Origin of the sequence: Rhodococcus sp. H-CA8f, assembly GCF_002501585.1 — a bacterium.
Taxonomy (GTDB): Bacteria; Actinomycetota; Actinomycetes; order Mycobacteriales; family Mycobacteriaceae; genus Rhodococcus_F; species Rhodococcus_F erythropolis.
Map to the genome: position 1 here is coordinate 5,393,504 of NZ_CP023720.1, position 17,188 is coordinate 5,410,691.

A 17,188-nucleotide genomic window follows, 5' to 3' on the forward strand; every position below is an offset into this window, starting at 1 on the left:
GCCCCGTGAGTGGTTAAGGAGCCCCTGGACTCCTTAACCACTCACGGGGGTGCCCCTACAGCCAGGTATCTTCTGTCGTGGTCGTCAGGAACGCTTCCAGATCGTCACGCCAGGTAGCCGGAACAGTCTTGTCCGGCTCGATGCCCGTGTACTGCCCGCGGTAGAAGAGCAGCGGGCGTTCGGTCTTGATCTCACTCATCGACGACACACGGCCGAAGACGACGTAGTGATCACCGCCGTCGTGGACGGTTTCCACCGTACAGTCGATGTGGGCAAGCGACTTGTCGATGATCGGTGACCCCAACGGTGATGGCGTCCAATCGATACCCGCGAACTTGTCCGGCTCACGCGACCCGAAACGAGCACACACCGCCTGCTGTTCCTCCGCCAACACGTTGACGGCGAACTTCCCGGTCCGCTCGATTGCCGCCCACGACCGAGAACCCTTGGTGGGGCAGAACAACACCAAAGGCGGGTCGAGTGACAGGGCAGCGAAAGACTGACACGCGAACCCGACCGGCTCACCGTCGTCGACTGTCGTGATGATGGTGATACCCGTGCAGAATTGCCCGAGAACCGTGCGGAACTGGCGTGGATCGATAGCCTGCTCCGCACTCACCGACGCGTCGGGCGAACTCACGGCTTCATTCCCACCGTGAAGTCGTGACCCCACAGGCTCACGGCCGTGCTTTCCCTCGCGATCCAGTTTTCGTCCTCGACCTCTAGCCCCTCACAACCGAATTCGATGTCGAACCCGCCCGGAGTCTTCATGTAGAACGAGAGCATCTCGTCGTTGACGTGGCGGCCGAGAGTCGCCGACATCTTGACCTTCTTGCGCAGTGCCCGGTCGAGGCACAGTCCGACGTCGTCGGAGTTCTCCACCTCGAGCATCAGGTGCACGATGCCCGTCGGGTTGGGCAACGGCAGGAACGCCAAGCTGTGGTGACGCGGGTTGCAGCCGAGGAACCTCAGCCACGCCGGGTCGCCGTCCGCGGGCCGGCCGACCATCTGCGGAGGCAGACGCATCGAGTCGCGAAGCTTGAATCCGAGTACGTCGCGGTAGAACCGCAGCGAAGCATCGTCGTCATCGGTGGTGAGCACGACGTGGCCGAGGCCCTGCTCGCCCGTCACGAACCTGTGCCCGTACGGGCTCACGATCCGGCGGTGTTCGAGAGCAGCTCCGTGGAACACCTCGAGGGAGTTGCCCGAGGTGTCCTCGAACGCGATCATCTCGACGACGCGACGGTCCTTGAGCTGCTCCGCCGTGCCTTCCTTGAACGGAACACCGGCTGCTGACAACCTGTCACGGATATCCTGCAGCTCAGCCGCATTCGCGGTTTCCCAGCCCGAGACGAGCAGACGGTCCGTGTCGTTCGGAACGATGACAAGACGCGCCGGGAAGTCGTCCATACGCAGATACAGCGATTCCGCGTCGACGCCCTTGCCCTCGATCATTCCGAGGATCTTGAGTCCGTATTCGCGCCACGCGGCCATGTCGGTGGCCCCGATGCGCATGTACGCCAGAGATCGAATACCCATCATTTACCTCCGTCGAGCAGGAAGTCGGTTGCGAGCCGGTTGAATTCGTCGAACTTCTCGAGCTGCGCCCAGTGACCGCAACCGCCGAAGACGTGGAGTTGCGCGCGCGGGATCATCTTGAGCGCAACCAGTGCGCCGTCGAGGGGGTTGACCCGATCCTCACGGCCCCAGATCAGCAACACACGCTGACGGAGCTTGTACGCCTCGCGCCAGAGCATGCCAAGCTCGAAGTCACCGCTGGAGAAGGACTTACCCATCGCCTTGGCCGCAGCCAGCGACTCGGGAGTGCTGGCGGCAGCAAAGCGTTCGTCGACGAGTTCCGGCGTGATCAGCTTCTGATCGAAGACCATGATCCGCAAGAATGCTTCGAGGTTCTCACGTGTGGGCTGGTAGCTGAACTTCCCGAGGTTCTTGACGCCCTCGGTGGGGTCCGGCGCAAACAGGTTGACACTGAGACCGCCGGGGCCCATCAGAACGAGGCGACCCGCACGGTCCGGGTAGTCGAGCGCAAAGCGAACAGCAGCGCCACCACCGAGCGAATTGCCCAGCAGGTCAACGCGACCGGTGATCTCGAGCGTGTCCAGAAGATCATTGAGCGCCGACGCACTGTGCACGAAGTACTGCGGATGCTCCGTCGGCTTGTCGGACTGCCCGTAACCGGGCTGATCGACGGCGATGACGTGAAAGTTCTTCGCCAACACCGGAATGTTGCGGGCGAAGTTCGACCACGACGACGCGCCTGGGCCACCGCCGTGCAGCAGCACGATGGTCTTGTCGTTTCCGACGCCTGCCTCGTGGAAGTGCAGTTTCAGATCGGGGCGCACTTGCGCGAACCGCGAAGTGGACTCGTAGGTGAGAGCTTCTTCGGTGGTTGTCACTGAGCCTCCTCTAGACCATCGTGTCGGTGATCGGCAGACCGAATTCGCCGGTTCCGAACATGACGTATGCGCGTTCGGGATCGTTCGCGGCGTGGACGCGACCAGCGTGAGCGTCACGCCAGAAACGCTGAATCGGCGTGCCGTTCTGCAGCGCCGTGGCACCGGAGTTCTCGAAAAGCTTGTCGATCGAGGCGATCGCGCGGCCCGTGGCGCGCACCTGGTCGCGTCGAGCGCGCAGCCGCAGTTCCATCGGAACCTCTTCGCCTGCAAGGATCAACGCGTACTCGTCGGCGACGTTGCCGGAGAGCTGACGCCACGCGGCGTCGATGTCACTGGACGCCTCGGCGATGCGCACCTTGGCGAACGGATCGTCCTTCGACTTCTCGCCGGCGAACGCAGCGCGAACACGCTTGCCCTGGTGCTCGACGTGCGCTTCGTAAGCGCCGTAAGCCATTCCGACGATCGGCGCCGAGATCGTGGTGGGGTGAATGGTTCCCCACGGCATCTTGTAGACCGGCGCGGTGTTGTTTTCGAGGCCGGGGGCGGTCAGTTCGCTCATCGCCCGGAAGCTCAGCACGCGATGCGTGGGAACAAAAACATCCTTGACCACAACGGTATTGGAGCCGGTTCCACGCAGGCCGACCACATTCCACACGTCGTCGATCTGGTAGTCCTCGCGAGGAATCAGGTAGCTCACGAAATCGACTGCGCGGCCGTCCTTGAACACCGGACCACCGAGAACGGCCCAGCTGGCATGGTCACAACCCGAGGACCACGCCCACGCACCGTTGACCTTGTATCCGCCCTCGACTACTTCACCCATACCCATCGGAGCGTAAGAGGACGAGATGCGCACGTCAGTGTCGTTGCCCCACACGTCTTCCTGCGCCTGCTGAGAGAAGAGGGCGAGGTGCCAGTTGTGTACGCCGATGATCGAGGAGACCCACCCTGTGGAACCGCACGCGCTGGCGATCTTCTTGACCGCGGAGTAGAACAGCACCGGATCGGCTTCGTACCCGCCCCACTGCTTCGGCTGCAGCAAGCGGAAGAAGCCCGTTTCCTGGAGCCCCTTGATGGACTCGTCGGGGATACGACGCAGATCCTCGGTCTCCTGTGCGCGCTCGCGCAGTGCCGGCAGTAGTGCGTCGAGCCTCTGCATCACCTCGTGGCTGTCATGGTTACCCACTTCGACGCTCCCGTCTTCCTCGATCGGTTGGTTCACTTACACTTGAGACTAGAACACGTTCTCTTTTCTGTCGAGACGCTGACAAAGGTCCCGTTTGTGGCCGCAATGCTGTAACAAGTGCCCCCAAAATCTGGCGGAACCGGATCGAGTTCTATAACGTGTTCTACTAACAGCTAGAAGGGATGTGAGGTCACAATGGCGCAGATTCGCGAGATCGACGTCGGAACGGTGCAAACGCGTTTCGCCCGCGGTTGGCACTGCCTGGGTCTACTGAAGACCTTCAAGGACGGCAAACCGCACGCGATCGAGGCTTTCGGTACGAAGCTCGTGGTGTTCGCCGACAGCAAGGGCGACGTCAAAGTTCTCGACGGATACTGCCGTCACATGGGTGGTGACCTCACACAAGGCGAGGTCAAGGGTGATTCCATCGCCTGCCCCTTCCACGACTGGCGCTGGGGCGGCAACGGAAAGTGCACCGGCATTCCTTATGCCCGCCGCGTGCCCCCGCTCGCACGTACCCGCGCGTGGACGACCCTCGAGCAGAACGGTCAGCTCTTCGTCTGGAACGACCCCGAGGGCAATCCGCCGCCCGAGGAGATCGTGATTCCTCGTATCGAGGGTGCGTACAGCGACGAATGGACCGACTGGACCTGGAACTCCATGGTCATCGAGGGATCCAACTGCCGCGAGATCATCGACAACGTGGTCGACATGGCGCACTTCTACTACATCCACTACGCCTTCCCGACGTACTTCAAGAACGTCTTCGAAGGTGAGATCGCCACTCAGTACCTCAACACCACCGGCCGTCCCGACATCGGAATGGCCTCCCAGTACGGCGGCGACACGCTTCTTCGCTCCGAAGCTGCGTATTACGGACCGTCGTACATGGTCAATCCCCTGTGGAACAGCTACAGCGGATACGAGGTCGAGAGTGTTCTGATCAACTGCCACTACCCGATCAGCCCGGACTCGTTCGTGCTGCAGTGGGGCGTGACGGTCAAGAAGCCGACGGGTGTCTCCGACGAGATGGCCGACAAGTTGGCCGGCAAGTTCACCGAGGGCATCAGCGAGGGCTTCCTACAGGACGTCGCGATCTGGAAGAACAAGACCAAGATCGAGAATCCCCTTCTCTGCGAAGAAGACGGCCCCGTCTACCAGCTACGACGCTGGTACGAGCAGTTCTACGTGGACAAGGCCGACGTCACCGAGAAGATGACGCAGCGCTTCGAGTTCGAGGTGGACACCACCAAGGCAAACGAGGCCTGGCACGCCGAGGTCGAGGAAAACCTCGCACGCCAGAAGGCCGAGAAGGAAGCTGCAGCAGAAGCGGCAAAGAAGGAAGCAGAGGTCTAATCGTGAGCGCCTCGATCGGAACCGACGCACGGTGGGCTCGTTGGGCCAAGGCACCGGACTTTGCCGGGCAGACGGAACGACTCGAGGCGATCGCGGCCCAGACGATCGAGGACAAGCACGAATACCTCGACTCGGGTCTGCAGGAAGTCGACTGCAAGGCATGCGGTGCCTGCGTACTTGTTCGCAAGAACACGTACAAGCACACCAGTGTTCAGTGGACTTCCGACCCGGCGCTGCGTTGCCACACCTTCAAAGAGGCAATTGCTTCCGGGCAGTCGACGGCGTTGAAGGACGGCTGCCCGAAACTGCACGACAGCATCGCCGACGCAGTAAGGGACGGCACCATCACGGTGCGTGATCCCGAGGTCAGCTGACCTGACTGTGAAGAACGAGGGCCGACCCACCACGGGTCGGCCCTCGTTTTACGTTCCAGCGACTGCGCGTCCGTCAGGCAGGCGGTCGCACCTTTCGTGCAGCCACCGCGTAGACGTCGCTCGACGTGGTGAGAGAGTTCTTTCCGCTGGCCGCCGGCAGTCCCCCGCGTAGATTCACCGCCCAGTTGAGCGCACCGAGCGGTCCACATCCGCTGGCTCCCGGCGCCGCAAACACAGCATCCGAATGTGGGACTGCCGGGAACACTGCACCGGGGAACTCACCGATAGGTTCCGACGGAGGGTTTCCGGTTGTGGTCAGGTGAAGGTTGATCGGATTCGAAACCGAACCGATGTAGCAATCGTCACCGAGCAACGGATTAGACAGTTTCAATCGAACAGGCATGGTGAGTTCCTGCTCGAGAACCTTCAGATCCGGGACTCCCACCGATTCCACCGTCGCGCTGATCTGAGTCAGTCCCAGCGGAGTATCGATCCCGAGAGCACCTCCGGGTACCGAAATTGGATTGGAATAGACCCCGTTGGACCCGTCCTGCTTGGCGACGAACGTCTCGATGAAACTGTTGTCCGGCTGGGTCGCGTATTTCACGCCGCCCGCAACCTTGAGACTTCCGTCCGGGATCGGCACCGAAAGCGCGCCCAATTTCATGGTCCCTCCGCGAACTACGACGCTGGCGCACGTCGTCACCTCGAGATCCTCGATCGGGCACGTGCCCCAACCGTCGAAGGTCAACGGATCAACCTCTGCCGCACCGGAGGAACCGAGCGATCCGCTGCCGGAAGACCCTGACGATGATTCGTCGGCGATTGCCACACCTGCACCGGCCATGACAAATGTTGCAACTAGCGCAACTGTCGACATCACTCGAGACTTATTGCGACTCTTCATCTTCGAAACCCTCCACCGTTGACGGAATCTGACGAGAGCCGCCCACGGGCTGCACCTCGACGCACGTCCGGCACGCTACCGAGAAGCGGGACTTGGATTCACACATATCGGCGAAACTTCCCACCAAAGAACTACGGCGATCAGTCTCGATCGAACTTCCGTCCTAGCTCGGAAACCGTATCGATCCTGTCGGCTCAGTTCGGTTCGACTGTGCCCGAACCGATGACCTGATCGAGGAACGGCCCGAACATCTCCCCCAGGTTCTCGGCGATCTGATCTGGAGTACCGAAGGACAACGTCACGTGACTGATCGCCAGACGCACTATCGTGCTGCCGAACATCTCGGCATGGATGCGGTCGACGTTCGCCCAACTGGTCATGAAGATCTCGGCCAACCTCGCGCTCGCATGTTCGAGCAGCGGAGTCCCGTCGGTGGTGACCAGGCTCAGCAGGTCATGTTGCGGACGAGGACCGACAATACTGACCACCATCGGATCCCGGGCACCGGCGTCGAAGAAGGCACGGAAGGCCGCCGAGACCGCACCCCGGGGGTCCGAATGGTGCAGCGCTACTTCGCGTTCCACCTCTTCGAGGAACTCGTCGACGAAACGGATGAGGTATCCGGACGCCAATCCCTGCCGGGACGTGAACTCCTTGTACAACGTCTGCCGGCTCATACCCGCAGCTTCCGCGATATGCGCCATCGTGATGTCGTTCCACGATTTCTCGGTCAAGAGTTCGCGTGTGGCGTCGAGCGCTGACGCACGGAGGAGTTGACGAGCTGCCTCGTGGTACGGGACACGGGCACGAGCGGTGGACATATCGGGAAGATTTCCATCGCCCGTGCTCGGTGTCAAAACGGTGGACACGCAAGCAACAGAAGTCACGAACTCAGAGCACCGGTAAGGCGACAAGACCCGCCGCAAGTTCGGTCAGATCCCTGTTCGAATCGGCGAGTACGTCGGCGCTGATGTCCGGGGAGCGTTCGATAAGGGTTCGGACGGCGCGAATGTCCTTCGGCCGGCCCACGCTCACAGCACCGACGATATTTCCGTCGCGCATGCAGATCGCAGTGAAGTCATAGGAGTCCAAGTCTCCTCGAACAATCACGGTGTCGTCCGCGCCTGGCCAACCAGCTACTTGAATGTTGCGGCCGAATTGGTTCGACCAACTCCATGGGACGGATTCGAAGGGTTCTTCCTTCCCGACGATGGTCTTGGCAACTGCAACTGCGTGGTCCTGCGCAGTGTTCCAGTGCTCACCACGGTGCATGCCGCCGAGAAAACCGTTGGGCACGTTGGCCACATCGCCGATCGCGTACACATCAATGACGGAGGTCCGGAGGTATCGGTCTACCGAAATCCCGTTGTCCACTCCAATACCCGCAGCAGCAGCCATATCGGTATCGGGCAAGGATCCGATTGCGACGACGGCCAAGTCCGCAGTCCACTCACGCCCGTCACGCGCACGTGCGGTGACACCGTCGACACCTGTCGTCAGCGTCTCGAGGTCGACCCCCGTCTGCAAGGCGACGCCGGCCAAGTTGTGCAGCGCGGCGATCTTCTCCGCTATCGACGGTGGAAGCAGCCTGGACAGGGGCAGCGGTTGCGCTTCGAGAACCTGCACACTGCAACCCAAGTCGCGTGCCGTTGACGCCACCTCCGATCCGATCAAGCCACCGCCGACCACCAGTAGCGAGGATCCTTCGATCAGCTGGGATTGCAAGCGTCGCATGTCTGCGATATCCCGAAGATAGTGAACGCGCTCGGAATCTTCCGCGGTCAACCGTCGGGACCGTCCACCCGTGGCAAGAATCAGAACGTCGTAGTCGACGCCGTCACCGTCGGCTAAATGTATGGTGCGGGAATCTGTGTCGATTCTCGTGACAGTCACGCCGATCCGAAGGTCGATACCCTGCTCGTTCCAGAAAGTCGACGGCCGCAACCGAACCCGATCGATCGACGCTTTCCCTGACAGTAGTTCCTTCGACAGCGCCGGGCGGCGGTACGGCTCCTCAGGTTCGCTGCCGATCAGGATGATGCTGCCGCCGAACCCTTCCTTGCGCAGGGCCTGCGCGGCACCGGAACCGGCGATGCCCGTGCCCACGATCACCACGGTCCGGGTGTCGGGCTCACTGACCGCTGTCATCAGCGGTCCACCTCGACCATCTCGAAATCGACTTTGGCAGCACCACAATCAGGGCAGGACCAGTCTTCGGGAATCTCGTCCCAGCGAGTGCCGGGCTCGATACCGTCGTCGGGCCAGCCGATCGCTTCGTCATATTCGAACCCGCACTGGAGGCAGCGGAACAATTTGTAAGCAGTGGCAGTCTCGGACATCGGTTTTCCTTTCGCCTGTGAATAGTTCGATCAGGATTGCGCGACGAGCGTGAAGTCGACCTTCTCGCGGACGCCGCAGTCGGGGCAGCACCAGTCGTCCGGGATACTCGACAACGCGGTACCTGGCGGAAAACCCTCTCGCGCAGCGCCTGTCGATTCGGTGTACGTGTAGTCGCAGATCGGGCAGATGTAGGCGTTCATGCATTCACCCCGTAGGCCGCGAGGATCTTGGCGCGCTTCTTCGGCGCGATGTTGACCTGGGTGATGTCACCTCGGTAGTGCTCGAGGACGCGGTGGTCCATCACCTTGCGCCACAGGGGTGGAACGGTGGCGAGCATGATCATGCTGGCGTAGCCGCTCGGGAGCTGAGGGGCCTCTTCCATACTGCGAAGCGCCTGGTAACGACGTGTCGGATTCGCATGGTGATCGCTGTGCCGCTGCAGGTGATAGAGAAAGACGTTGGTGCAGATGCGATCACTGTTCCAGCTGTGCGCCGGCGTGCATCGCTCGTACCGTCCGCTTGCGGTTTTCTGACGCAGGAGTCCGTAGTGCTCGAGGTAGTTGATCGCTTCGAGCAGCGAAAACCCGATGAACGCCTGGATCACGAGGTACGGCGCGATGCCGATCCCGAATACTGCAAGCGCGACACCGAACAGAACAACCGACATGAGCCAGGCGTTGAGCACGTCGTTCTTGATGCTCCAGTGCGTGGTGCCCAAACGCTCGAAGCGGGTCTTCTCGAGATGCCACGCCGATTTCAATCCCCCGCCGACGCTGCGCGGCCAGAAACCGTAGAGGGTCTCACCGAAGCGCGAGGTCGCCGGATCTTCCGGAGTCGACACTCGCACATGGTGGCCACGGTTGTGCTCGAGGTAGAAGTGACCGTAAGCACTTTGTGCGAGAACGATTTTGGACAACCAGCGCTCGACGCTCTCCTTCTTGTGCCCGAGTTCATGGGCTGTGTTGATGCCGATTCCGGCCGTCACACCGATCGTCACTGCGAGTCCGATATTGGAGAGAACGCTCAAATCCCAACGTGCCCAGATGTAGCAGGACAGGAAGAAGGCCGTGTACTGCAGCGGCAGATAGGCGTAGGTGCACCACCGGTAGAAGCGGTCGTTCTCGAGTTCGTCGATCACCTCGTCGGGCGGATTCTTCCCGTCCTCACCCGCCAGGATGTCGATGACGGGAATGAGAGCGAACGCAATCAGTGGGCCGGTCCACCAGAAGACATTCCATCCGGTGGCGGTAACAAGTCCCACGGCGATGAAAGTTGCCGATGACGGAATCAGCGCCAACAGCCACAAGTAGCGTTTCCGGTCTCTCCAAGTTGCGAGCCGACCATCTGGCTCGGTGTACACCAACGCCGCCATCGAATTCTCCAGTTCTCGTTCGGATCAGTGAGTGCGTCCTGCGCGGCAACCCGCGACACGAACAACATCTATGTATAGAGAGTGGACAAATTGCGGTCTTTTGTCAACGATTTTGAAGGTAAAAGTTTTACAAACATGCTGATTTGTACACGCCGGAAGCTCTGGGAGGGCCAGGTGTCGCCTTCGGAATCCCCGGTCGATCCGCTCGCCAGAGCGCAGTTCTCATCCTTGACGGGCGATCCCCCAGCGCTCCAACCGTGATTGTGTGGTCGAAGTCGGCGCGCACTGCCACGCCGCGACCGAGCGAGAGGATCGACGATGGGGCACTACGACGACTTGGCGGACTCGAAGTTCGAGACCGGATTCCCGACTCGCGAGACTTCGATCTCGTTGCGAAACGAGTTGGTGTTCCAACGAGCCGTACAGAGCTATCTGTGGTCATTGCCGGCGATCAACATCTGGGCGATGAAAGAGGGTTCGGAATCGACGTTCGGTGCCGGATACAACGTCCTCCCGATATGGCAAAACCGAATCGATGCAAAGACTCTCGTGACAACCCCGAACTTCGACGTCGTTTATGCCATGGGATATCTCGATCTCGACAAATACGGCCCTTTGGTCGTCGAGGCCCCGGCGGGAGTCCAGGGGATTTTCGACGACTTCTGGCAACGTCCGATCGTCGGCCCCACTATCGAGGGACACACTTGGAAAGGTGATGTCGGCTTGGCGGGGCCCGACGCCGGATCCGGTGCGACATACGTGCTGCTGCCACCCGGGTACTCCGGGCCGGAACCGGCCGAGGGATACATCTACCGCTCACGCACGAACAACGTATTCCTTTTCTGGCGTGCGTTCTTCGCCGATCCCGCCGATTTGTCTCCCGCTGTCAACCGGATCGAGAGCACCGTCATATATCCCCTCGGACAGAAGGACGGCGCGTTACCCATGCAGTTCCCTCGCGCTTCAGGGGTGGAATGCAACATGCTCTTTCCACAGGACGGCACCTACTTCGAGATGCTCGACAGGTTCATCCAGAGTGAGGCCGTGGACCCCTATGACCTTGACCTGCGCGGCTTTCTCCACACACTCGGAATCGAAAAGGGAAAAGCATTCGATCCCACTCCTGACGACCGAGAACTTCTCGACAAGGCCGCTCGCACAGCGTTCAAGATGTCCAAGGTGACAGTGACCAGCTTGCTGGCACTCGAACCGGGGGGCACTTACTATCCAAATCAACCGTGGGTCAACACTTTTGCCGGTGAGAATACCGAGTTCCAATCGAGCGGGACATTCACGAATCTCGAGCAGCGCGGTGCGTTCTTCACTGCGGCGTACTCCAATTCACCTGGCATGGTCGTGAACATCGTCGACAAGGGCGCAAAGTACCCGGCGACCATGAAAGATTCCGAAGGAAACTGGTTGGACGGGGGGAACTCGTACTCACTTCATCTACCTCCGGACTTGCCCGCGGCGCTTTTCTGGTCAGTTGCTCTCTACGACAGCGTCACCGCGTCCGGCCTCGACAACGGACAACCCTTCCCCTCGGTCAACACGATGGACAAACCAACGATCAACCCCGACGGGTCACACGACATCTACTTCGGGCCGACCAAGCCGAACGCTGCAGACGAGACGAACTGGCTCCGAACACTGCCGGGAAAGGGCTACTTCGTGATCCTTCGTCTCTACGGCCCTGGCAAGCCATTCTTCGACCAGACATGGACGCCAGGTGATCTCGAGCCGATACGCTGACGCCTACGCGGAAATGGCCATTTCGCGAATTCACTACCCGGTTCCTCCGCCTGCCCCAGCACTCGGCCGAGCGCGTATTGGCTCAGCATTCAGAAAATCGAGCGCGCAGCAGTGCGCCGTAAGGCGCTCGCGCTTGGGGTGAAACGTATGCAGCCTCGCCATGCCGGGAGTACAGGCGATCGTCCTCGTAGCGCGGAAATACGTGGACGTGGTGGTGCCAGACGTCCTGGTTGCCCGCCGGTTCGTTGTGCTGCCTGGTCGAGACACCGTCACAGCCGTATTCTTCACGAATTGCAACAGCCACAGCCTGAACCAGGTCGAACACCGAGTGCCCGACGCTCGTGGGCAAAGTGTAGAGATTCTCGAAGTGTTCGATCGGTGACACAAGTACGTGGCCAGGGTTGCCCGGCCACCACTTCGGGGAAATCCGAGCGATTGCGTGGTCGGTTCGAGCAACCAGGTCGGTCGACGCGTTGTGCTCGTCGAACTCGCCCAGCGCGAAGCGACAGAACGGGCAGCGGTACTCCGGCGGCGCATGATGCAACTCGTCTGCCCTCACTTCGCGATCTTCTCACGAACTCAATGGCTTCGATTCGTGCAGAAGACTCTCAAGACGTCCGATTTGCGCGAATTTCCCCAAAACGAAAGTTCGCTTACCCATACTGAAATGACCGACTGTCCCCGACGTGAGTGGGTCCTCATGGATACCGACGTATTGGTAGCGGGCGCCGGCCCGATCGGTTTGACCACCGCGATCGAGCTGCGCAGACGCGGCATCTCATGCCGAATAGTCGACCCCCTCGACGAACCGCGGCAATACGCGAAAGCCGTCGGGATTCAGCCACGCACTCTCGAACTTTTCGAGAACATGGGGGTGCTCCGCCAGGCACTCGACGCCTCGACACTGATGCGCGGTCAGATCATGTACACGAACGGCGTCGAGGTCGCCCGCGTCGACCTCACCCTCCCCGAGGACGTTCCTTACTGGTTCCTCTGCCTCCCCCAGTACTCGACGGAGCGCATCCTCACCGAGCGCCTCGCCGAGCTGGGGACAACCGTTGAACGCGGAGTCGGTCTCACCGCATTCGAACAATCCGACGGCGCCGTCACCTGCACACTCAGCGACGGCAGCACCGTGAATGTCCAGTATCTGGTGGGTTCCGACGGCGCTCACAGCGTGGTCCGCAAAGGGTTGGGACTGAGCTTCGAGGGCGGCGCGTTTGCCGAAAGCTACATGCTCGGCGACGTCGAAGTCGACTGGTCGATCCCCAGCGGCTACTCCGTTCGCGCCAACCACACCGCCGACGACGGAACCACCGACGACCTACTCGTCTGCATCCCGCTTCCCGGACACAAGCGGTACCGCATGTCGATGCTCGTTCCGGACGATTTGATGCCGGACGAATCGTCGAACAAAGCCTCTGTACAACACGGTTTTTCAACCGGCAAGACACCTGAACTCCATCACCTCCAGGCAGTGCTCGACAGACTGTCCCCAGAACCGACAACCGCCTCGATGCTGCGATGGTCCTCGGTCTTCCGCATCAGCCACCGCATCGTCGACGCTTACGGTCGCGGACGGGTTTTTGTCGCCGGCGACGCCGCGCACATCCATCCCCCGACTGGCGCGCAGGGCATGAACACCGGGATCCAGGACGCCCACAATCTCGCATGGAAGGTAGCGCTCGCCGTCAAAGGCGTTGCAACAGCAGATCTTCTCGAGACCTACGACGCCGAAAGACGGCCGGTCGGTGAAGAAGTCGTCGGGATGACCGTCCGAAATGCTCGAGAAGGAATCGGTTCGGGAGAGTCTTCCATCGACACGGCAATGCGGCGCCAGGCTCAATTGTTGATCGACTACTCGGAGAGTCCGCTGAACACCGGGCGTGATTCTTCGAGTCCACACGTTCAACCGGGCGAGCGTGCACCCGATGCCCGCGGAATGCGCCGAGACGGTGTGCAGTATCCAATTCGGTTGTTCGACTTGCTGTCCGGAGTCGACCACACGCTACTCCTGACTTCGGACGGATCCGCAGAGAGCATCAACAGCCTCGAGAAGGTCGCCGACGCCGCCATTCGATCAGCGCACCGCATGTTGGACGTCTACGCGATAGTGCCACCGGGAACCGTGACCGTCGATTCGTTGGTGCCGATCATCGAGGACAACGACTCGCAGCTATGCGCCGCGTATGGGGTCGAAGGTACGGCGGCGCTGGTCATTCGCCCCGACGGCTACCTCGGATTCCGTGGTCACCCGGAGAACGTTTCCGACTACTTCGCAAAAGTGTTTGCCGTCAATCAGGAATGAGCGAAGCGAGCATCAACCGGATCTCGGGTGAGAGCTTCATCAACTCGACGTATCCACCCAATGGCCCGGCATCGAGGTAGGAGAACTCCATGCCGGCGCCCTCTACCCGACCTTGTTGCACCACCGACATTCCGCGACGCTCGGCCTCTAGCAACGTCGCCTCGTAATCGTCTGGAACCCAAGCCATGTGATGAACTCCGACGCCGTGAGTCTCCAGGAATTCCGTGTACAGGTTGCGTCCGGATACTGGTTGGATCAGCTCGAGCTGTTGGCTGCCCGCATATCCGATCGATACGTGCACGACATAGTCCGCGGGCTCCCCGCGATACGTTGTGGTCTCGGGGCCAAAGACGATGCCTGGCATACGCAGCCACCGCTCCACTCCCCACTGCCGAGTGAACTCCTGTTCGGCAGCCTCGATGTCCTCGACCACCCAGCAGATCTGGAAGATCGGTCCCGAGACCAACGGGGTCATGCCATTTTTCCGTTGTCGACCGAGTAGACGGCCCCGTGTATCGCCGAGGCGTCGTCGGAGGCCACGAAAGCCACCATCTTCGCAACGTCCTCGGCTTCCATCAAGCCACGCCGCGACGCAACCTTCATGACGAGATCGAAGTCGACTCCGTCGGGGAAGGTGAATCCGGTGACTTGAGGAGTCATCATGCCGCCGGGGCAGATTGCGTTGACACGCAGAGACTTTCCGGTGAACTCCATCGCCATCGCACGGGTCAGTCCGATGAGTCCGTGCTTGGCAGCGCAGTATCCAGCCGAGTACGCCTGCCCTTCCAGCCCCGCGATCGAGGAGACGTTGACGATGTTGCCGCCCCGTTCCAGCAAGTGCGGCAGTGCTGCTCGGGAAAGGAAGAACGGTCCGTTCAGATTGACCGCAAGGTCATGTGCCCATTCGGAATCCGCAATGTCCGCCGTGTGACGAAGCGAGTGCGATCCCGCCACGTTGACGAGGATGTCGATACCACCGAGCGCGTCGACACACGCTTGCACGGCCGCATCACACTGAGCAGAATCCGAGACGTCCGTCGCTGCGTAACGACGCTCACCGTCCGTGCCGACCACCTCGACCATCGACTGCCGCAGCTTTTCCTTGTCACGGGCGATACCGAAAACCTGTGCGCCCCTCCGGTGGAGGATCTCGGTCACCGCGCGCCCCAATCCTGAGGACGCGCCGGTCACCAAGGCCACTTTTCCGGCCAGTACGTCTGCCATGGCCTAGGAAGCCGCTGCTTCGCGCTGGAGTTCCAGCGCGATGTCGATCAACTGATCTTCCTGGCCGCCGACCAACTTGCGCTTGCCTGCGCGCACCAGAAGCTCGGCAGACGACACTCCGTACCGTTCTGCCTGACGCTCGGCGTGCTTGAGGAAGCTCGAGTACACGCCGGCGTAGCCCATCATCAGTGCCTGACGATCGAGCAGGCATTCCTGCGGCATTGCCGGGCGCACAACATCTTCGGCTGCATCGGCGATGGCGAAGAAGTCGATACCGGTCTTGACGCCGATCTTGTCGCAAACACCGACGAAGGCCTCCACCGGGGCGTTGCCGGCGCCGGCACCGAATCGACGGGTACTACCGTCGATCTGCTTGGCTCCCGCACGAACTGCCGCAATGGAATTGGCGACGCCCAGGCCCAGGTTCTCGTGGCCGTGGAAGCCGACCTGAGCGTCATTGCCGAGTTCCTGAACCAGCGCCTCGACGCGATCGGATACCTGCTCGAGTACCAGCGCGCCGGCCGAGTCGACCACGTACACACACTGGCAACCCGCGTCGGCCATGATGCGAGCCTGCTTGGCCAGCTTCTCCGGCGGAATCGAGTGAGCCATCATGAGGAATCCGACTGTTTCGAGTCCGCGCTCACGCGCGAGGCCGAAATGCTGGATGGATACGTCGGCCTCGGTGCAGTGAGTTGCGATGCGGCAGATGGACGCACCGTTGTCCTGCGCGATGACGATGTCGTCCTTGATGCCCAACCCGGGCAGCATCAGGAAGGCGATCTTCGCGTTGGTCGCCGTCTCGACTGCAGCTTTGATCAGTTCCTGCTCGGGAGTCTTCGAGAAGCCGTAGTTGAAGGAGGACCCGCCGAGGCCGTCGCCGTGAGTGACCTCGATGACCGGCACTCCGGCTCCGTCGAGCGCACCGACGATGGCTCGTACTTCTTCGACGGTGAACTGATGACGCTTGTGGTGGGAGCCGTCGCGCAGTGACGTGTCGGTGACGCGGATGTCCCAGCTCGAATCGAAATGAATCATGTCGCTCATGCCTTCACACTCAGAAGCTTCTGGGCGATTTCCTCGCCCACCTTGGTGGCTGCTGCCGTCATGATGTCGAGGTTGCCCGCGTACGGCGGCAGGAAATCGCCTGCGCCTTCGACCTCGACGAACGTGGTGACCGTTGCATAGCCACCGGAAACGACGCTCGGTTTGTCGAACTGCGGTTCGTTGAGCAACCGGTAGCCGGGCACGTACTGCTGGATGTCCTTGACGACGCGGTGAATGGAGTCGGTGATCGCGGCCTGATCGGCGTCTTCGGGGATAGCGCAGAAGATTGTGTCGCGCATGATCATCGGCGGGTCCGCGGGGTTGAGGATGATGATCGCCTTGCCGCGCTGTGCGCCGCCGATGGTCTCGATACCGCGGCTGGTGGTCTTGGTGAACTCGTCGATGTTCGCGCGAGTTCCCGGGCCGGCGGACAACGATGCAACGGAGGCGACGATCTCGGCGTACGCCACGTCGACGACACGCGATACCGCGTAGACGATCGGAATGGTTGCCTGCCCACCGCAGGTGATCATGTTGACGTTGGGTGCGTCCAGGTGTTCACGCAGGTTCGCGGGCGGAACCACAGCCGGGCCGACCGCGGCCGGAGTCAGGTCGATGGCACGGATACCGGCGGCCTCGTAGCGTGGTGCTGCCTCGCGGTGCACGTATGCCGACGTCGCCTCGAAGACCAGGTCCGGTTTCTCCGCCTGGCTGAGCAACCAGTCGACGCCCTCGGCGGAGGTCTCGAGTCCCATCTTGCGGGCGCGCGCCAATCCTTCACTCTCGGGATCGATTCCGATCATCCATCGCGGTTCGAGCCACTCGGAACGCTGCAGTTTGTACAACAGATCGGTACTGATGTTTCCCGATCCGACGATCGCCACACTTGCCTTGGTCATGACTAC

General features: G+C 61.1%; 19 protein-coding genes. 4 read left to right on the plus strand and 15 right to left on the minus strand.

The window, feature by feature from the left end:
* Positions 1–55: 55 nt before the first annotated feature.
* From hsaB to hsaA, 4 genes are read right to left on the minus strand one after another with little or no spacing between them, the layout of a single operon-like run.
* The gene (gene hsaB / locus CPI83_RS25050; protein WP_003945677.1) at positions 56–640 is read right to left on the minus strand and encodes a 3-hydroxy-9,10-secoandrosta-1,3,5(10)-triene-9,17-dione monooxygenase reductase subunit; all 585 of its coding nucleotides are present in this window, start codon (positions 638–640) and stop codon (positions 56–58) included.
* A complete protein-coding gene (gene hsaC, locus CPI83_RS25055; protein WP_003945585.1) occupies positions 637–1,539 on the minus strand; it encodes an iron-dependent extradiol dioxygenase HsaC in 903 nt (300 codons plus the stop codon). Before hsaC ends, hsaB begins: the two co-directional genes overlap by 4 nt.
* Complete coding sequence (gene hsaD / locus CPI83_RS25060; RefSeq protein WP_019746906.1) at positions 1,539–2,417, minus strand: 4,5:9,10-diseco-3-hydroxy-5,9,17-trioxoandrosta-1(10),2-diene-4-oate hydrolase; 879 nt, start codon at positions 2,415–2,417, stop codon at positions 1,539–1,541. The genes hsaC and hsaD overlap by 1 nt, the downstream gene beginning before the upstream one ends.
* Before the next feature lie 10 nt (positions 2,418–2,427).
* A complete protein-coding gene (gene hsaA, locus CPI83_RS25065; RefSeq protein ID WP_029537542.1) occupies positions 2,428–3,603 on the minus strand; it encodes a 3-hydroxy-9,10-secoandrosta-1,3,5(10)-triene-9,17-dione monooxygenase oxygenase subunit in 1,176 nt (391 codons plus the stop codon).
* A 195-nt stretch (positions 3,604–3,798) separates the two neighbouring features.
* On the opposite strand from hsaA, the gene CPI83_RS25070 reads away from it, so the two are divergent.
* On the plus strand, positions 3,799–4,959 hold the full coding sequence (locus CPI83_RS25070; RefSeq protein ID WP_097387879.1) for a Rieske 2Fe-2S domain-containing protein: 1,161 nt from the start codon (positions 3,799–3,801) through the stop codon (positions 4,957–4,959).
* Positions 4,960–4,961: 2 nt separating this feature from the next.
* A complete protein-coding gene (locus tag CPI83_RS25075) occupies positions 4,962–5,333 on the plus strand; it encodes a hypothetical protein (RefSeq protein WP_007734099.1) in 372 nt (123 codons plus the stop codon).
* Between the two features lie 73 nt (positions 5,334–5,406).
* On the opposite strand, the gene CPI83_RS25080 is transcribed toward CPI83_RS25075, so the two are convergent.
* From CPI83_RS25080 to CPI83_RS25105, 6 genes are all read right to left on the minus strand, one after another.
* The gene (locus CPI83_RS25080) at positions 5,407–6,240 is read right to left on the minus strand and encodes a hypothetical protein (protein WP_020968431.1); all 834 of its coding nucleotides are present in this window, start codon (positions 6,238–6,240) and stop codon (positions 5,407–5,409) included.
* Between the two features lie 194 nt (positions 6,241–6,434).
* On the minus strand, positions 6,435–7,061 hold the full coding sequence (locus CPI83_RS25085) for a TetR/AcrR family transcriptional regulator (RefSeq protein ID WP_020906152.1): 627 nt from the start codon (positions 7,059–7,061) through the stop codon (positions 6,435–6,437).
* A 70-nt stretch (positions 7,062–7,131) separates the two neighbouring features.
* Positions 7,132–8,388 carry an FAD-dependent oxidoreductase gene (locus CPI83_RS25090; RefSeq protein ID WP_020968430.1) on the minus strand — a complete coding sequence of 419 codons (1,257 nt, stop codon included), beginning with the start codon at positions 8,386–8,388 and terminating at the stop codon, positions 7,132–7,134.
* Positions 8,388–8,579, minus strand: coding sequence for a rubredoxin (locus CPI83_RS25095; protein WP_007734094.1), 192 nt, complete (start codon positions 8,577–8,579; stop codon positions 8,388–8,390). The genes CPI83_RS25090 and CPI83_RS25095 overlap by 1 nt, the downstream gene beginning before the upstream one ends.
* 30 nt (positions 8,580–8,609) lie before the next feature.
* Positions 8,610–8,780, minus strand: a complete 171-nt coding sequence (locus CPI83_RS25100) for a rubredoxin (protein ID WP_097387880.1) — start codon at positions 8,778–8,780, stop codon at positions 8,610–8,612.
* The gene (locus tag CPI83_RS25105; RefSeq protein WP_003945652.1) at positions 8,777–9,952 is read right to left on the minus strand and encodes an alkane 1-monooxygenase; all 1,176 of its coding nucleotides are present in this window, start codon (positions 9,950–9,952) and stop codon (positions 8,777–8,779) included. Before CPI83_RS25105 ends, CPI83_RS25100 begins: the two co-directional genes overlap by 4 nt.
* A gap of 318 nt (positions 9,953–10,270) precedes the next feature.
* Here CPI83_RS25105 and CPI83_RS25110 point away from each other — a divergent pair, with 318 nt between their 5' ends.
* Entirely contained in the window at positions 10,271–11,704 is a 1,434-nt protein-coding gene (locus CPI83_RS25110) for a DUF1254 domain-containing protein (RefSeq protein WP_020968429.1), read from the plus strand.
* An 82-nt stretch (positions 11,705–11,786) separates the two neighbouring features.
* Here CPI83_RS25110 and CPI83_RS25115 read toward each other — a convergent pair whose 3' ends face one another.
* Complete coding sequence (locus tag CPI83_RS25115; protein ID WP_097387881.1) at positions 11,787–12,263, minus strand: HIT family protein; 477 nt, start codon at positions 12,261–12,263, stop codon at positions 11,787–11,789.
* A 141-nt stretch (positions 12,264–12,404) separates the two neighbouring features.
* Here CPI83_RS25115 and CPI83_RS25120 point away from each other — a divergent pair, with 141 nt between their 5' ends.
* Positions 12,405–14,012, plus strand: coding sequence for an FAD-dependent monooxygenase (locus CPI83_RS25120; RefSeq protein ID WP_097387882.1), 1,608 nt, complete (start codon positions 12,405–12,407; stop codon positions 14,010–14,012).
* Here CPI83_RS25120 and CPI83_RS25125 read toward each other — a convergent pair.
* Genes CPI83_RS25125 through CPI83_RS25140 form a run of 4 tightly spaced genes read right to left on the minus strand, consistent with a single transcriptional unit; the run spans position 13,999 to position 17,182 of the window.
* Positions 13,999–14,487: a VOC family protein gene (locus CPI83_RS25125; RefSeq protein WP_097387883.1), complete on the minus strand. Its 489-nt coding sequence runs from the start codon at positions 14,485–14,487 to the stop codon at positions 13,999–14,001. The two genes, CPI83_RS25120 and CPI83_RS25125, sit on opposite strands and share 14 nt — an antisense overlap.
* Complete coding sequence (locus CPI83_RS25130) at positions 14,484–15,236, minus strand: SDR family oxidoreductase (RefSeq protein WP_097387884.1); 753 nt, start codon at positions 15,234–15,236, stop codon at positions 14,484–14,486. The genes CPI83_RS25125 and CPI83_RS25130 overlap by 4 nt, the downstream gene beginning before the upstream one ends.
* Before the next feature lie 3 nt (positions 15,237–15,239).
* A complete protein-coding gene (dmpG, locus tag CPI83_RS25135) occupies positions 15,240–16,283 on the minus strand; it encodes a 4-hydroxy-2-oxovalerate aldolase (protein ID WP_020906144.1) in 1,044 nt (347 codons plus the stop codon).
* Complete coding sequence (locus CPI83_RS25140) at positions 16,280–17,182, minus strand: acetaldehyde dehydrogenase (acetylating) (protein ID WP_020906143.1); 903 nt, start codon at positions 17,180–17,182, stop codon at positions 16,280–16,282. Before CPI83_RS25140 ends, dmpG begins: the two co-directional genes overlap by 4 nt.
* Positions 17,183–17,188 lie beyond the last annotated feature (6 nt).

Excerpts from the sequence above, each read along its gene's own strand:
- hsaC (WP_003945585.1), bottom strand. The coding sequence starts at position 1,539 with ATGGGTATTCGATCTCTGGCGTACATGCGCATCGGGGCCACCGACATG.
- CPI83_RS25070 (WP_097387879.1), top strand. The coding sequence starts at position 3,799 with ATGGCGCAGATTCGCGAGATCGACGTCGGAACGGTGCAAACGCGTTTC.
- CPI83_RS25080 (WP_020968431.1), bottom strand. The coding sequence starts at position 6,240 with ATGAAGAGTCGCAATAAGTCTCGAGTGATGTCGACAGTTGCGCTAGTT.
- CPI83_RS25085 (WP_020906152.1), bottom strand. The coding sequence starts at position 7,061 with ATGTCCACCGCTCGTGCCCGTGTCCCGTACCACGAGGCAGCTCGTCAA.
- CPI83_RS25090 (WP_020968430.1), bottom strand. The coding sequence starts at position 8,388 with ATGACAGCGGTCAGTGAGCCCGACACCCGGACCGTGGTGATCGTGGGC.
- CPI83_RS25095 (WP_007734094.1), bottom strand. The coding sequence starts at position 8,579 with ATGTCCGAGACTGCCACTGCTTACAAATTGTTCCGCTGCCTCCAGTGC.
- CPI83_RS25100 (WP_097387880.1), bottom strand. The coding sequence starts at position 8,780 with ATGAACGCCTACATCTGCCCGATCTGCGACTACACGTACACCGAATCG.
- CPI83_RS25105 (WP_003945652.1), bottom strand. The coding sequence starts at position 9,952 with ATGGCGGCGTTGGTGTACACCGAGCCAGATGGTCGGCTCGCAACTTGG.
- CPI83_RS25110 (WP_020968429.1), top strand. The coding sequence starts at position 10,271 with ATGGGGCACTACGACGACTTGGCGGACTCGAAGTTCGAGACCGGATTC.
- CPI83_RS25120 (WP_097387882.1), top strand. The coding sequence starts at position 12,405 with ATGGATACCGACGTATTGGTAGCGGGCGCCGGCCCGATCGGTTTGACC.
- CPI83_RS25125 (WP_097387883.1), bottom strand. The coding sequence starts at position 14,487 with ATGACCCCGTTGGTCTCGGGACCGATCTTCCAGATCTGCTGGGTGGTC.
- CPI83_RS25130 (WP_097387884.1), bottom strand. The coding sequence starts at position 15,236 with ATGGCAGACGTACTGGCCGGAAAAGTGGCCTTGGTGACCGGCGCGTCC.
- dmpG (WP_020906144.1), bottom strand. The coding sequence starts at position 16,283 with ATGAGCGACATGATTCATTTCGATTCGAGCTGGGACATCCGCGTCACC.
- CPI83_RS25140 (WP_020906143.1), bottom strand. The coding sequence starts at position 17,182 with ATGACCAAGGCAAGTGTGGCGATCGTCGGATCGGGAAACATCAGTACC.